Here is a 14,893-nt window from a genome sequence, read left to right as displayed (position 1 = left end):
TAACCGCGGTCTTGCGCAATGTCTCGAATTTCTTGGCCGGAATCTTGGTTTTCACGAAGAACTTTTTACCTTAGTGGAGAAAACTCGGTTCGCAAATCCGCCACTGACGCAAGGCCGCAAACCGTTAACTGCAAGCTTACACCAGACGAACATGAATAAAATTTTAATTTTATTAATATTGCTCAAACCAGTATTGTCAATTTCTCAAATTAAATTTGACGATAATGTATCAATTGAATTTCCTGGCAAAATTGAAAAGTTTGATACAATTGCAGATGGTGTATCAATAAAAACTTTTTATCATAATACCGCCGAAGATTCTTATGCTGCAATCAGAACTGAATTAGACAATCTAGAATATCCATCTAGTGAAACAGAACTGAAAAAATATTATCGAACATTATCTAAAACATATATAGAAAAATTTCATCAAAAAGGACTAATTCTAAAAGATTCAAGTTTTGTAAATATCAACAAACTTTTATTTATGAAATTGATATTAAAGGATAATGATTCCGAAAATCAAAATGGTGAATCTTTGATATTATTTGCGGATAAAACACTTTATGTATTTGTATACTCTAAAGTCCTAAAGTATAATGAGAGAAATAAATCAACCTTTTTACAGTCAATATCATTTAATAAAGATTTAAAACAAATTGAGGAAAACTTCAAGTTATTATCTTTATCAATTAAACTCGGCCTACTTATTTTATTTCTTTTACTTATCAGAATTTACAAAATACGTAATAAAGCCAGCAGTTAACAGCGGTCTCGTCGCAATGTCTCGAATTTCTTAACTAGAAGCTTGGTTTTCACGAAGAAATTCTATCTTTAACGGAGAAAACTCGGTTCGCAAAACCGCCACTGCGCGAGGCCGCGGACCGTTATGTGTGATTCCAAAAAAACGCAACGGAAAATTTGGACGATTACCATTTTTTGGTAACTTAGCTAAAAATTAAAAATCATGGGACGCAATACCTCAATATCGCTTGGTAATCATTTCGAAAATTTTATCGAACACACTATCAATGATGGAAGATTTAATAATGCCAGTGAAGTTATAAGAGCTGGACTTCGTTTATTGGAAGAAGAGGAAAACCGAGTAATAGCATTAAAAAAAGCAATACAAGAAGGAATTGATAGCGGAAGAGCTAAAGATTTTGAGCCTAAAAAGTTTTTGGAATCTTTAAAGGCTAGAAAAAAATAAATGGCAAAATTTCATTTTACAAATAAAGCGCTTGAAGATTTAATAGAGATCTGGGATTACACGGTTAATGAATGGTCAGAAAATCAAGCTGAGAAATATTACAATCTAATTATGGCTTCGTGTATGGATTTGGCAAATAATCCACAACTAGGAAAGTCATATGAAATTCTTTCGTTGAATGTGCTTGGCTATAAATGTGGTCAACATATTATTTTCTACAGAGAAATCGTAAAGAACGAGATTGAAGTAGAAAGAGTTTTACATGGGATGATGGATTTGAAAAGCAAAATATAGAGGAACCACACATAACCCTACCTACGCGAGCACCGCTGGTTTTTTGCTAATTTCACGTCTGGTTTTCACGAAGAAATTCTATCTTAGCGGAGAATACTCAGTTCGCTAATTCCGCGCCGTCGCGTAGCTAGCAACCGTTAGCAGTCATTATAACAAAAAACCATGAGTAAATTAACCTCGAAAGAAATTGAGCACGAATATTCAGTCTTAAAATCTGGATTTGATAAATTTAATAAATCACTATTAAATCAATTATCTGAAATTTTAGATAATGAAAACATTATTTTAGGCTTTCCAATTCAAAGTCGAATAAAGTCAATAGAATCTATTCTTGAGAAATTAGAAAGCGGCAGGGTTAACATCAAAAAATCAATAACTGAATTACAAGATGTTATTGGTTTGAGAATTATAATATTGTTCAAAAAAGATATAGATGTCTTAAGCAATCTAATATCAAATAATCTCGAAGTTGTTAAGCAATATAACTCTGAAGAGAAATTATTAGAAAATCAATTCGGTTATTCATCTAAACATTTTATTGTAAAAATCCCTAAAACGTGGAGTAATGTTCCTACGTTTAAAGGACTTGAAAAATTTACTGCCGAAATCCAAATCAGAACTCTTTCCCAACATACTTGGGCAGAAGCATCCAATGAGTTACAATATAAGCATGAAGAAAGTGTACCAAGACAACTATTAAGATCAATTGGCCGAGTTTCAGCTTTATTAGAAACTGTTGATTTAGAATTTGAACGACTTTTAATTGAACGCGAAGAATATAAGAGTCAAATTACAAAACAAAATACAAAAGATCAAACGCTTAATGTGGATTTATTAGCTTCGATATTAGACTTACATCTTCCAAAACAAAATAAAATCGAAAATGAAGATTATTCAGATTTGCTTGAGGATTTACAGTACTTTAATATCGTAACTCAAAAGAATTTACAGAGCCTTATTGAAAGGCAATACAAAGCTGCTTTAGAAGAAGATAAAGAATATGCTATTGAAACTGAATTGCGTAATCCAAAAGCTAAAAGGAAAGGTTATTATTATACACATATTGGTTTAATTAGAACCATGATGAGATTTGATGATGATAAAAAATGGGTAAGAATGATAAACAATCTTCCTAAAAAATAACGCCTGCTAACCCTACCTACGCGAGCACCGCTGGTTTTTCCTAACATCTCGCCTATTTTTCACGAAGAAATTCTATCTTAGCGGAGAATACTCGGTTCGCTAATTCCGCGCCGTCGCGTAGCTAGCAACCGTTGTGTGTCAGCATAAACCACAAAACAGTATTTATAACTTTAGAATATCTAATTATGAAGACAAAAATCATTTTATCGTTATTACTTTTATTGAATTGTATGAGTTTTACTTATTCTCAAACAGAACATCTTGTTTTTAAAAGCGTGCCTATCGATGGAACTCTTGATGATTATATTTCAAAAATGGAACTTGAAGGTTTTAGGCATTTGCAAACTGAAGATGGAACAGCAATTTTAAATGGCGATTTCGCAGGCTACAAAGATTGCTTCGTCGGTGTTTCTACATTAAAACAGAAAGATCTTGTACATAAAATAGTAGTTATTTTTCCCGAAAAAGAGACATGGTCTACTCTTTCTGCAAACTATATAGATTTGAAAGAAATGTTAACCGAAAAATACGGTAAAGCTTCGGAGACAATTGAGAAATTTGATGGTCCGACGTATTCACAGCCACGCGACGATAATGACAGAATGTATAAAGTGAAATTTGACAAATGTAAATATCATTCGATATGGAATACAGATAGAGGAGAAATTCAATTATCAATCGAGCACGATGGAGTAACTAAATGCTTTGTTCGTTTAGCATATTTTGATAAAGTAAATACCAATATAATTAAAGCAAAAGCTAAACGAGATTTATGAAATGCCGAACACACAACAGCGGTCTCGTCGCAATGTCTGGAATTTCTTAGCCTCTACTCTATTTTTCACGAAGAAATTCTATCTTTAACGGAGAAAACTCGGTTCGCAAATCCGCCACTGCGCGAGGCCGCGGACCGTTAACGGCAAGTTCGGAAAAACGAAACGTTGAAGCTAAAATTGGAATGTAGAAACTGCATAATTTAACGCAAGTGAAACTCCAAAGTTTGAGTTGAAAAGCGAAACGCAAACGAAACTTGAAAATTGGAACGTGAAAATTGGAGCGGAAAAACTAAACGCAAACGAAACTTGAAAGTTGGAACGTGAAAATTGAAATAGAAAAGCTAAACGTAAACGAAACTTGAAAGTTGGAACGTAAAAATTGGAATATAAAAAGCTAAACGCAACTGAAGCTGAAACAAGTTTGAATCGAAAAGCAAAACGTAAACAAAACTGGAAAATCGGAACGTGAAAATTGGAATAAATAAAAGAACCAGCCGTTAACCGCGGTCTTGCGAAATGTCTCGAATTTCTTAACCGGAAACTTGGTTTTCACGAAGAACTTTTTACCTTAGTGGAGAAAACTCGGTTCGCGAATCCGCCACTGTCGCAAGGCCGCAAACCGTTGGCGGCAAGTTGAAGAAATCATGGAAATCCAAGAAGTAAAAAAAATTCTTAACCGAAATCTACAAAATGAACGATTAGACAATTTATCATCGTTAATTGATAAATCTGTGAATTTTGGTACACACATTTTAAATTGGGAAATTGAGAAGAATAATTCACATAGAGAAAATGCCGTTGCTCAAATTTTCTTTAAAAATATTTTAGAAATTGCTGACGGGATTTCAATACTTGTAAAAAATTCTTCAATCGATAATACTAAATTATTATTTAGAGTTCTAATTGAAAATGTATTGTGTTTAGAGTACTTATTAGAAAACGATTTTAAGAACAGAGCATTGGCATATATTGTCGCATCCATTCATAAAGAAATCAAGTTCTTTACTAAATTAGATCCTAACACTCAAGCCGGAAAAGAATTTAGAGCGCAACTAAATAAAGATAAAATCTATAAAAAAGTTCCATTCATTAAGATTCCGGTTATTGGTAAACAAATAGAAGATTTTGAGCTCAAACTACGTTCAAAACATCTTTCAAGTATAGAAGCAGAATATCAAAGAACACATAGTAAAAACAAAAATCCAAATTGGTACTCATTATATGATGGCCCGGTTAATCTAGACAGCCTCGCCAAATATCTAAATCGTCAATCCCTTTATGAAGTGTATTATAGGAACTGTTCAGAAGATATTCATAGTTCAAATATTTTGAAAAGCAATCTTATAGAAAAGAATGGTGAAATAACATTTGGAGCAATGCGTGAAAATTATACAGCAAGATATGTGGTAATAGAAGTGTTAACCTGCATAATCATAGCTTATTCCAATTTTGTAGATAAAAGAGTTCCCGAGAAAAATCAAATCTATGAAAAATGGTATATTGATTTTAATACTAAACTTGATAATACTGAATTTTAAAACCTGCCGCCAACACTGGCTAAATTCCATGGCTAATTTTCCGGTAAATTGTTTGTTTTATTTTCCTATTTTCGTTTTGTGCTAGTGGAGAAAACTCGGTTATCAAACCGCCACGAAATCTAGCCAGAGACCGTTGGCAGTAATTATAAAACAAAACTATGACTATCAGAAAAATTATTGAGCTTATAGACATTTTAAAATCTGAATTGGGTAAAGGAAAATTGCAAACTAGAATTCAGGATTACAAAAGCACAATTGATAATAATTCGTCAAATATTTTACTACTCAAAGAAATAGTAGACAAAACTATTGATGACTTGTTAGAATTAAAGAACAATGATGTTCCGAATGCTTTAAATAAAATTCTGGTTGGGAAAATCACTCCATTTGATATTGAAAAACATAAAAAGAAGTTATTTGAAATTCTTAAAAAAAATCATTCTGATTACTCAATTATTTACAATGAATTGAACACCGTTCTAACTGAAATGATTGCAGATCTTAATAGTAACTTAGAAGAAATTGAGAAAATTAGAAAAATAATACTTCCATTTGAAGAAAGAGATTTATCCGAATTCCAAGGTGACGAAAACGCGATATTTGCTTTAATCTTTAAAAACGAAAAATCAATTGATAACTTAAAAGCTTTTTCCTACGAACTAAAAAACTGGGACAAATGTCTATTCCTATATCAACAAGTGGTAACGGATGAAACGCCTAAAGCTTTTGAAATAATAGAAGTTGAACAAGGCTCAATCGAAGTAATAATTAATTTGTCATTTGAAGTCGCTGAAAAATTACTCGATGTATTTACTGCAGGAATGAGTTCTTATTCGGCATATTTAGCATATAAAACAATCGTAAAAGAAAATCTCTCAAAGACTTTTAATGGAAATTCTGAACTCCTAGAACTTGAAGAAAAACGAGAAAAGTTAATGCTGCAAAACGTTAAGGAAACTGTCAGAAAGGAATTAAAAAAACAAGCGAAGAAAGATAAAAAAGAAGCCCAAGAAAAGAAAATCGAGGAAATAACAAGATTATTAACTGAACATATAATAAAAGGAAACACTGTTAAGCTTTTGTCAGCTCCGGAAGAAAAGGAAGAAGTTTTTGATAAAGAGAATGAAAGAAAAACCTTGTATAATAAATCGCTGGAAGATTACAAAAAACTTGATAAGGCTACCAAACTATTTTTATTAGAAAATTTTATTAAAGATCTCCCTGAAGATGACTACGAATAATAACTACTGCCAACCGCGGTCTTGTATAATGGCTGGTTTTTCTTAACCGGAAACTTGGTTTTCACGGAGAACTTTCTACCTTAGTGGAGAAAACTCGGTTCGCAAATCCGCCACTATACAAGGCCGCAAACCGTTACCAGCAAGTTTGAAAAGTACGAATCTATGAACAAAGAACATTTTAAATTTACCACTTTATCATTGATACTTATCAATGTCTGGACATTGTATAATTTCTTTGATTATTATAGTAGTGAAGTAAAATATTCAACCGGCTCAATGACTTTGTTTTTCAATTTTATTGGTAGCGCAATGATTGCTGCAGGAATTGGAATAATTTTAATATTGACAAGAATTAGTCTTTATAAAAGCAAATATAGATTTAAGCTTAAAAATAATTTCTTTTACTTACTTGCTGGACTTTTCAATATACAGATTTCAATTATTTGGTTGATTTCAGTGATAATGGAGTTTTTAAAATTTGAACTAGAAGGTTTGCCTTATATGCTAGGAAATTTTACAGTTGCATTATTTATCTGGCAATAAGCCAGAATTATAACCCACTTTTTAATTAAGTTTTTCAGTTTGCCTTTTTTCTCAATTTTTGAGGGCAAAACAGCCTAATTTATTTTGGGTTTGCAGAACTCGAAACAAACTCGTTTATCTGTTCTACGGTAAATTTTTGAAAACAATATCCGTCTTTTTCATAAACGTTGCTAATGGCAAAGTTTTTGTATAACGTATTGTAATGAGGCGCGTTAGGCTCAATCAATCCAAAACCTTTTAAAAAGTCTTTCAGATTTGATTCAACAAAAAGCACTTTGTTGTCTTTTGTTACTGTAAAAACGTTAGCTCTCATTCGACAAATGTAAATAAAGTTAATAATAATTACAAAATAACTCGAAAAATGTTTGTTAGTGTAAATAAAGTGTAGTATATTTACATCATCAAACTAAACAAGTTATGGCAGCCACAAAAGACATCAGAGATTTCGACAGTTTAATTGAATTAGTAGAGTATTTCGATACAGAAGCTAAATGCGAAGCTCATTTTGAGTTATTGCGTTGGAACGGTGTGCCTGTCTGTCCTTACTGCGAATCTGAAAGAGTGAACGCTTTGAAAGGAAAAACGAAACGTTACAAATGTTATGGTTGTCGCAAACAGTTCGGAATCAAAGTAGGTACAATATTTCAGGATTCAAATATATCTTTGAAAAAATGGTTTTTTGCTATCTACTTGGTAACATCAGGCGATAAAAAAGGCTCAAGTTCTTATGCGCTTGCTAAAAACATCAAAGTAAGTCAAACAACTGCTTGGTTTATATTGCATAGAATCAGAGAATCTTACAATGTAGAAACCCCTGTGTTTACAAAGCCGGTTGAAGTAGATGAAACTTTTATCGGTGGTGTCGAGCAAAACAAGCACGCAAGCAAAAGAACGCCAAACAATCAGGGGCGTTCAACTAAAACCAAAACTGCTGTTATCGGTATCTTGGAGCGTGACGGTAAAGTGTTCGCTACTCCAGTAGTAAACACAACTGGCGCAGTTGTCTTGCCTATTATGCGTTCAAAGGTTGCAGCCGGAAACACAATCTATTCTGACGAATACAGACCTTACAGAGCTTTGAAAGCCGATTATGTACATGAGTTTGTTTGCCACAAAGTTGAGGAATATGTGAAAGGTAATGCGCACACCAATAACCTTGAGAACTATTGGTCACACGTTAAAAGAACTATCGTAGGAACTTACCACCAAGTAAGCCGTAAGCATCTTGGGCGTTATTTACACGAAACTTCTTTCAGATACAACAATCGTTCATTATCTTGCGGTTCGTTATTCGATTTGGCTTTGGCTAACGGAACAAATAAGAGATTAGATTATAAAACCTTAGTACATGGCAAAAAATAAGAAAATAGCAGACGAGGAAATACCAAGACCAACCGAAGATATTAAGGTTGACAAACCTCGTTTTAATGATACGCTTTCCGCAATGATTAAGAAAAAAGTTGACCCAAATCTAACAAGCAAAAAGAAAAATAATTAAATTTGTAAAATGAAAAAGGGATTGCGCTAACAATCCCAATTTTAAGACTCGGTAGCATAAGCAGGGCTAATGAGACCTTTTCCCGACGAATTTCCCGCCTCTAATGTTGAGGGCTTACGGCAAGGTTAATTTCGTTTTACAAGTATCTTTATAAAGACGATTTTTAAAGCAAGTCTTTTGAAGTACATCATAAGATAATGATTTGGTTTACAAGGTGAATCATTAAGACAAACCTCAAACGCTCCACACGTTTGGGGTTTTTTGTTTGTGACCGTTTCCGAAGAAATTAATAATGGAATTTCCATAGTTTATTAAGTTAACAAGGCAAATTTCGGCATATAATCAGTTTTAAAAAAGAGTTTAGATTTGCGTTTTTTACGGTATTTTTTGCGTTATAATTTGCGTTGCGATTTACGTTCTAATTATTTTCTTCAAAATTTCTAAGGTGTTGTTTAAGTATTGGTAAGTGTTTTTCAAACCAATTATGGGGCTTATCGAAGTTTGTAATTTTAACATTATACGATTCAAGGACAAAATTCAAATATAATTTCCGAGGGGGTTTCTGTAAATAATTTACTCCAATATCGCTTTTAAGAAAAAACCAAATGTTCATCAATTGTGTGTTTTTTCCAGTGTAGTAATTTTCAAAAAGATACTTGAATAAATCATAGCTTTTTGGATTCCATAGGTTTGGATTATGCGCTGGATGTTTTTGGGTGTTGGTTTGAATCCTGTCGCTGTAGTCTTCAAAAAAATCAACGCGTTTTCGTATAGTAATTGGCTGCTGTCCTATTGTATCAAAATTAAATTCTGGCTCTAATTTGCTTATTTGTGTTTCCAACCATTTTTTATATAAAACATATTTGGAGTATACTGGAATAGAACCTTTTTCGAAAAAACTTTCCCAAACAAAAAATTCCTTTTTTTGATAAAATCCATGAACAAATTTTAAGTACTCATAGTGGTCTCTTGTTTCCGGTGTTACTTTTCTATAATCAAAAGCATCTACTAATGAATAGCTTTCAGCTTTATCAATGAAAGATTGCAGTTCGGCCAACTCATCACTCATGGCTCTATAGCTTCTCGGGTATTTTAAATCAAATTCTGCTATGCATATTTCTAAAAAAATAAGCCCTATATCTTTTTCCAACTTTTCAATAGCCTCCTCGTTATTGGTTGGATTTTTTTCTATGCAGTATTTTTCGCCAATATCAACCCGGTGCTTTTTGGCGGTCTTTTCGTCTTCTGCAATTAACCAGACCTCTCTAGATTTCTTGTACTCACGCCTTAGAGATTCAACATCCTCAATTTCCATTGTATTGTTTGGTTTACGGAACTAATGTAAACAAATTATGCGAAGTCGAAAAATTGCTTATATTTGAAGTATTGAAAAGCTGTGCAGCCACAGAAAAACCGAAACGTTCTGAAATAAAAAAAACCGCCTAAATTGGGCGGCTCTGAAATTTAGTTTATTGGGGTGCAATCCTAAGTTATTTCCAAAAGCTTCACCCTTTAAATAAACTTGTATTTTCGTTTTTCTGCATTTGATATAAAAATAGATTCGGTTACCGCTTTAATTAATTGTGCGCAAACCGAATCGGAAACATTAAAAACTTTATCAGGATTGTTTTTAATAAAGCTTATCACATCTAATAGCGGCATCTCTCTTAATGCAGTGCAATCAACATAGCTGTCATAATCAAGAAATGGATGATCGGAAACAGGTATTAATATGTGTTGAGAAATCAACGTGGTGTTCCAATTAACATTTGGATTAACCTCAGAGTTTATCACAACCATAGCCACATCTTTAGTGTTTTTTGCTAGGATGATAGCATATTTGGCATAATTTACGGTAAATGATGGTATTTTAACCAGAATTGCAGTTCCTAAGTCAACATTCTGTTTGGCAAAAAACTCCCTTTGCTCGTCTGAAAAGCAATCTTGTAAGTTCACGACAGCATTATATTGTTGTTAAGCATATTTGCTTTTACATATGACAACATATCGCTTTCGTTTTCAGAACCTGCTTTTAAAACTTCCAAGTAATCTATAGGCCAGCTAGCTCCGTTCCACGCTGCGTCATGGCTTTTTCTTGTTAAGTCATCAAAAGACAAATCCTTATTCTCTCGTATCGATTCCGCTAGACATTCCAAATCGGATGCTGATAAATAGTCTAAATCAAACTTTTGAATTGGGCGCATGTATATTCTATTATACACCTCTACAATATTCGAGTATTGTTCAATATTCCCATCAACTACATTTTTAATGTAGGAAGGAACAGGCCCATACTTCATTTTTACGTATAAATCACCAATAATTGGGCGTCCATATCTAACCAAATGCTTTTGGTCAGCAAAATATAAAATTTTAAATGTTTTATGAAAATCCGCATTACTGCCTAGCTCTGAAGAAACATATAGCAGCGCTGTTAATGCTTTTTCAATATTTAGTTTGAAGCCTACCATTACGCAAAGATATAAATAAAAACTTTATTTATCAACTTTTAACGTTAGTTTTCAACAAGTTCCATATAAATACGAAATCAATGACTGGTTGCCTTCGCGCCATTTTTTGTCAACATCTACGCCGATATTTTGCAACAATCTAAATTTTTTAGGTTTTTAACATGAAACATCTATGAAATTTTTTCGGTATCTTTGACTTACTTACAGTCAGCAAATTTTAAAATCTTGAGAAGAGCTGACAAAATCCAATTAGCGAAAACAAATAACCGCCAAAAAGAAGCTATCTCAGGCGGTCATTGAGGTTTTAGGAAGTTGGGTTACAATTCTTAGTTATTGCCATTTATCTTAATTGATATTTACGCAATTAAACAGACAAGCGAAGTTGAATAAATAAGAAAACCTGCTGGTAACAGCCGCCACGCGATCATTGCTGGTTTTTCTTAGCCTCTACTCTATTTTTCACGTAGAAATTCTATCTTAGCGGAGAATACTCGGTTCGCTTTTCCGCAACGTCGCGTGGCGGCGAACCGTTATGAGAAATGCTTTTTGAGTGCCCGGAATCAAATTCTAAAATCAAATTGGTATCTTTGGGCATGAAAAAAAACCTTTATATAATAGCAGGTTGCAATGGTGCTGGAAAAACTACAGCATCATTCACTATTTTACCTGAGATTTTAGATTGTAAAGAGTTTGTAAACGCTGACGAAATCGCCAAAGGTTTGTCTCCATTTCAGCCCGAAAAAGTTTCCTTTGAAGCTGGCAGAATAATGCTTAAGAGAATAAATGAGCTATTAGAAACAAATGAAAATTTTGCTTTCGAAACTACATTGGCAACTAAGAGTTACAAATCAAAAATTACCGAAGCGAAAAGCAAAAACTATAACGTAACTCTTTTATTCTTTTGGCTGCAAAATGTTGATTTAGCAATTGAGCGTGTTAAAACTAGAGTTCTCGAAGGCGGTCACAATATTGAAACGGATGTTATAAAACGTAGATACGTTAATGGAATAAAAAATCTTTTCAATATTTACTTGCCTATTGCTGACGAAGTAATGATATTTGATAATTCTGAAGGAAAGCATGATTTAATTGCCAAGAAGACTTTTGAAACAGACATCGATATTTTTAATGAAACTAAATTCAATAAACTCAAAAACTATTATCATGGAAACGCATAAAATGACACCGAACCAAATTAAAATCTTGGAAGGAATGGACAAAGTTTATGATAAACTAATTGAGTTCAAAAAGAAAATGAATAGTGAACTTGTGATTTTAAAAGACAATCAAATTACGAGAGTAAAACCTTAGCACTTCTCATAACAGCCGCCACGCGATCATTGCTGGTTTTTCCTAACCGGAAGCTTTGTTTTCACGAAGAAATTCTATCTTTAGCGGAGAAAACTCGGTTCGCTTTTCCGCAACGTCGCGTGGCGGCAGACCGTTGGCAGTAATTATAAACCCAATATTATATAGATGAAACCTTTTAAAAGAAAATGTCCATATTGTAATACTTATTCAACAATTAAAGATGATAATTTTCATCAATCAGTAACTTATCTTACAATAGAAAATGCCTCAAAAGATAAATCTCTTTACAATGAATTTATAGTATGCCCAAATCCTGATTGTAATAAGTATACACTAACAGCGTACATCTTCGACACAAAATATACTTATACAGGAAATAGATATGAATATGTTGATGGAAAATTATTAAAAGAATGGAATCTAATACCTAATTCTCAAGCGCAGGTATTCCCTGATTACATACCAAAACCTCTAATTACAGATTATGAAGAAGCTTGCTCTATAAAAGAATTGAGCCCAAAAGCATCAGCAACTTTATCAAGAAGATGTTTACAAGGAATGATTCGTGATTTTTGGAAAATATCTAAACCTAGACTCGTTGATGAAATAAATGCGATAGAAGATAAAGTAGACCCATTAACTTGGAAATCGATTGATGCAATAAGAAAAATTGGAAATATTGGAGCTCATATGGAAAAGGATATTAATCTAATAATAGATGTTGATCCAAATGAAGCACAAATGCTAATTGAATTAATTGAACTTTTATTTAACGAATGGTATATTAATAGGTTTGAGAGAGAAGAAAGACTCAACAAAATAATAGGAATTAGTAAATCTAAAGAAGTAGATAAAGCTGAAAAAAAATAACTACTGCCAACAGCCGCCACGCGATCATCGCTGGTTTTTCTTAGCCGGAAGCCTTGTTTTCACGTTTAACTTTCTATCTTAGTGGAGAAATCTCGGTTCGCTTTTCCGCAACGTCGCGTGGCGGCGGACCGTTATGAGTTATTGTTCGTAAAACCGCATAAAAAGAGATAAAATCTTAAAAATGAAAAAGCTTTTCTTAATCGTAATTGTTCTAATAACACAAAATATATTAGCACAAAATCAAGACTCAAATGCAGCAAATTCTGATGTTATTGACGCAAAACAACTGGAGATAAAACCTGATTTCCCTGGAGGAATAAGCAAATTTTATCAATTTCTAGGACAAAATTTTAATCTTCCGGAGAAAGGTGAAAATACTGGAAAAATATACTTGACATTTATTGTTGAAGTAGATGGTACATTAACAAACATAAATATTGTTCGTGGAATAAATCCTGCCATGAACTTAGAAGCATTAAGAGTAATGAAATTATCACCTAAATGGATTCCGGGAAGAATTGGAGAAGAACTAGTAAGATCTAAATATTCAATTCCAATAAGCATCAATTGACATTCCTAAATTCTACAACAACTCATAACAGCCGCCACGCGATCATTGCTGGTTTTTCTTAGCCGGAAGCTTTGTTTTTACGTTGAACTTTCTATCTTAGTGGAGAAATCTCGGTTCGCTTTTCCGCAACGTCGCGTGGCGGCAGACCGTTAACGGTCAGTTTGGAAAACCGGAACATTGAAGCTTAAATTGTAGAGTTGGAACTGCATAGTTTGATACAAACGAAACTTGAAAATTGGAGTTTGAAAATTGAAGTTGCAAAGCTGAACGCGAACGAAACTGGAAAGTTGGAATTGTAAAACTAAACGCAAGCGAAACCTGAAAGTTGGAACGTGAAAATTGAAGTTGCAAAGTTAAACGCAAAAGAAACTAGAAAGTTGGATTAGAAATGCGAAACGCAAGCGAAACTGGAATGTTGGAATTGCAAAACTAAACGCAAGCGAAACCTGAAAATTGGAACGTTAAAATTGAAGTTGCAAAACTAAACGCAAACGAAACCTGAAAATTGGAACTTGAAAGTTGGAATAAATAAGAAAACCGCCCGTTAACACTGGCTAAATTCCATGGCTATTTTCCGGCAAATTGTTCGTTTTATTTTCCTATTTTCGTTTTGTGCTAGCGGAGAAAACTCGGTTGTCAAACCGCCACGAAATCTAGCCAGAAACCGTTATAGGCAAGTTTAAAGAAAATCTCGTATGAAATTAAATCTGATCACAATATTTACTTTATTACTTATTTCCACCAATTCTTTTTGTCAAGAAATTTTAGATACCGATAATTCAAAAAATAATAATATTTATATTGAATCTCTAAAGAGGTTTTGTGATTCTCTCAGTGGCAGAAAAGTGAAACTTTATGTTGATTTTAATTATCAAATAATGGACTATTATTGGCCAAAAAATGTAGGCGAAACTGAGATTGAATATTTAGATGGAAAAGAAGAATATAAACGTGCCATTAAGCAAAATAAAAATTCAATTACGTTAGTGCGAATATTACCATTACAATATAAAAGAGAAAAGTTTTTTGTGAGTATTATTCCTTTTCTCGCGACATATAAAAAGGGAAAAGTTAGATTAGCTAATGGTGGTGGTTATGCTTACGAATTTGAATTTGAGCCAGTAAAAAAAGGATTGTTATATAAAAAAACATCAAGCTTTGGAATGTAGAAAACCTGCCTATAACCCTACCTACGCGAGCACCGCTGGTTTTTCCTAATTTTACGTCTGGTTTTCACGAAGAAATTCTATCTTAGCGGAGAATACTCGGTTCGCTAATTCCGCGCCGTCGCGTAGCTAGCAACCGTTAACTGCAACCCGTAAAAACCGAGAATACAATGAAGCATATCAAACTTGTTGAAACTATATTTTATGTAAACGATCAGCAAAAAAGCGCTGAATTTTACCAAAGTATATTTCGAAAAAATC

Annotated in this window: 19 protein-coding genes; 15 read left to right on the top strand and 4 right to left on the bottom strand. The window is 33.2% G+C overall.

Annotated features, from left to right (window positions below):
• The 8 genes from G4D82_RS14070 to G4D82_RS14035 all read left to right on the top strand — a co-directional run.
• The coding region (locus tag G4D82_RS14070) for a hypothetical protein (protein WP_207788182.1) at positions 1–766 on the top strand (766 nt) is incomplete at its 5' end.
• A 201-nt stretch (positions 767–967) separates the two neighbouring features.
• Positions 968–1,210: a type II toxin-antitoxin system ParD family antitoxin gene (locus G4D82_RS14065; RefSeq protein ID WP_166337936.1), complete on the top strand. Its 243-nt coding sequence runs from the start codon at positions 968–970 to the stop codon at positions 1,208–1,210.
• A complete protein-coding gene (locus G4D82_RS14060) occupies positions 1,211–1,504 on the top strand; it encodes a type II toxin-antitoxin system RelE/ParE family toxin (protein ID WP_166337935.1) in 294 nt (97 codons plus the stop codon).
• Between the two features lie 162 nt (positions 1,505–1,666).
• Positions 1,667–2,647 (top strand): GTP pyrophosphokinase, encoded by a 981-nt coding sequence (locus G4D82_RS14055; RefSeq protein WP_166337934.1) that lies wholly within the window; start codon positions 1,667–1,669, stop codon positions 2,645–2,647.
• Positions 2,648–2,832: 185 nt separating this feature from the next.
• Positions 2,833–3,423 (top strand): hypothetical protein, encoded by a 591-nt coding sequence (locus tag G4D82_RS14050; protein WP_207788181.1) that lies wholly within the window; start codon positions 2,833–2,835, stop codon positions 3,421–3,423.
• A gap of 644 nt (positions 3,424–4,067) precedes the next feature.
• Positions 4,068–4,961 (top strand): DUF5677 domain-containing protein, encoded by an 894-nt coding sequence (locus G4D82_RS14045; RefSeq protein ID WP_166337933.1) that lies wholly within the window; start codon positions 4,068–4,070, stop codon positions 4,959–4,961.
• A gap of 158 nt (positions 4,962–5,119) precedes the next feature.
• Positions 5,120–6,202, top strand: a complete 1,083-nt coding sequence (locus tag G4D82_RS14040; protein ID WP_166337932.1) for a hypothetical protein — start codon at positions 5,120–5,122, stop codon at positions 6,200–6,202.
• 162 nt (positions 6,203–6,364) lie between these two features.
• The gene (locus G4D82_RS14035; RefSeq protein ID WP_166337931.1) at positions 6,365–6,745 is read left to right on the top strand and encodes a hypothetical protein; all 381 of its coding nucleotides are present in this window, start codon (positions 6,365–6,367) and stop codon (positions 6,743–6,745) included.
• 79 nt (positions 6,746–6,824) lie between these two features.
• Here G4D82_RS14035 and G4D82_RS14030 read toward each other — a convergent pair whose 3' ends face one another.
• Positions 6,825–7,058: a hypothetical protein gene (locus G4D82_RS14030; protein WP_166337930.1), complete on the bottom strand. Its 234-nt coding sequence runs from the start codon at positions 7,056–7,058 to the stop codon at positions 6,825–6,827.
• Positions 7,059–7,162: 104 nt separating this feature from the next.
• On the opposite strand from G4D82_RS14030, the gene G4D82_RS14025 reads away from it, so the two are divergent.
• Positions 7,163–8,107, top strand: a complete 945-nt coding sequence (locus G4D82_RS14025; protein WP_166337929.1) for an IS1595 family transposase — start codon at positions 7,163–7,165, stop codon at positions 8,105–8,107.
• Positions 8,094–8,243, top strand: a complete 150-nt coding sequence (locus G4D82_RS14020; RefSeq protein ID WP_166337928.1) for a hypothetical protein — start codon at positions 8,094–8,096, stop codon at positions 8,241–8,243. Before G4D82_RS14025 ends, G4D82_RS14020 begins: the two co-directional genes overlap by 14 nt.
• 418 nt (positions 8,244–8,661) lie before the next feature.
• Here the strand turns inward: G4D82_RS14020 and G4D82_RS14015 are convergent, their stop codons facing one another.
• From G4D82_RS14015 to G4D82_RS14005, 3 genes are all read right to left on the bottom strand, one after another.
• Entirely contained in the window at positions 8,662–9,558 is an 897-nt protein-coding gene (locus G4D82_RS14015; RefSeq protein ID WP_166337927.1) for a hypothetical protein, read from the bottom strand.
• A 197-nt stretch (positions 9,559–9,755) separates the two neighbouring features.
• On the bottom strand, positions 9,756–10,199 hold the full coding sequence (locus tag G4D82_RS14010; RefSeq protein ID WP_166337926.1) for a hypothetical protein: 444 nt from the start codon (positions 10,197–10,199) through the stop codon (positions 9,756–9,758).
• Positions 10,196–10,714 (bottom strand): Panacea domain-containing protein, encoded by a 519-nt coding sequence (locus G4D82_RS14005; protein ID WP_166337925.1) that lies wholly within the window; start codon positions 10,712–10,714, stop codon positions 10,196–10,198. Before G4D82_RS14005 ends, G4D82_RS14010 begins: the two co-directional genes overlap by 4 nt.
• A 593-nt stretch (positions 10,715–11,307) precedes the next feature.
• On the opposite strand from G4D82_RS14005, the gene G4D82_RS14000 reads away from it, so the two are divergent.
• From G4D82_RS14000 to G4D82_RS13980, 5 genes are all read left to right on the top strand, one after another.
• Positions 11,308–11,892 carry a zeta toxin family protein gene (locus G4D82_RS14000; protein ID WP_166337924.1) on the top strand — a complete coding sequence of 195 codons (585 nt, stop codon included), beginning with the start codon at positions 11,308–11,310 and terminating at the stop codon, positions 11,890–11,892.
• Positions 11,879–12,025 carry a hypothetical protein gene (locus tag G4D82_RS13995; protein WP_166337923.1) on the top strand — a complete coding sequence of 49 codons (147 nt, stop codon included), beginning with the start codon at positions 11,879–11,881 and terminating at the stop codon, positions 12,023–12,025. The genes G4D82_RS14000 and G4D82_RS13995 overlap by 14 nt, the downstream gene beginning before the upstream one ends.
• A gap of 165 nt (positions 12,026–12,190) precedes the next feature.
• Positions 12,191–12,895, top strand: a complete 705-nt coding sequence (locus tag G4D82_RS13990) for a DUF4145 domain-containing protein (RefSeq protein WP_166337922.1) — start codon at positions 12,191–12,193, stop codon at positions 12,893–12,895.
• A 181-nt stretch (positions 12,896–13,076) separates the two neighbouring features.
• Positions 13,077–13,466, top strand: coding sequence for an energy transducer TonB (locus G4D82_RS13985; RefSeq protein WP_166337921.1), 390 nt, complete (start codon positions 13,077–13,079; stop codon positions 13,464–13,466).
• Positions 13,467–14,161: 695 nt separating this feature from the next.
• Positions 14,162–14,635 (top strand): hypothetical protein, encoded by a 474-nt coding sequence (locus G4D82_RS13980; RefSeq protein ID WP_166337920.1) that lies wholly within the window; start codon positions 14,162–14,164, stop codon positions 14,633–14,635.
• Positions 14,636–14,893 lie beyond the last annotated feature (258 nt).

The organism is Flavobacterium lotistagni, from assembly GCF_011392125.1.
Classification (GTDB): Bacteria; Bacteroidota; Bacteroidia; order Flavobacteriales; family Flavobacteriaceae; genus Flavobacterium; species Flavobacterium lotistagni.
This window is presented reverse-complemented; position numbering and strand designations above follow the sequence as displayed.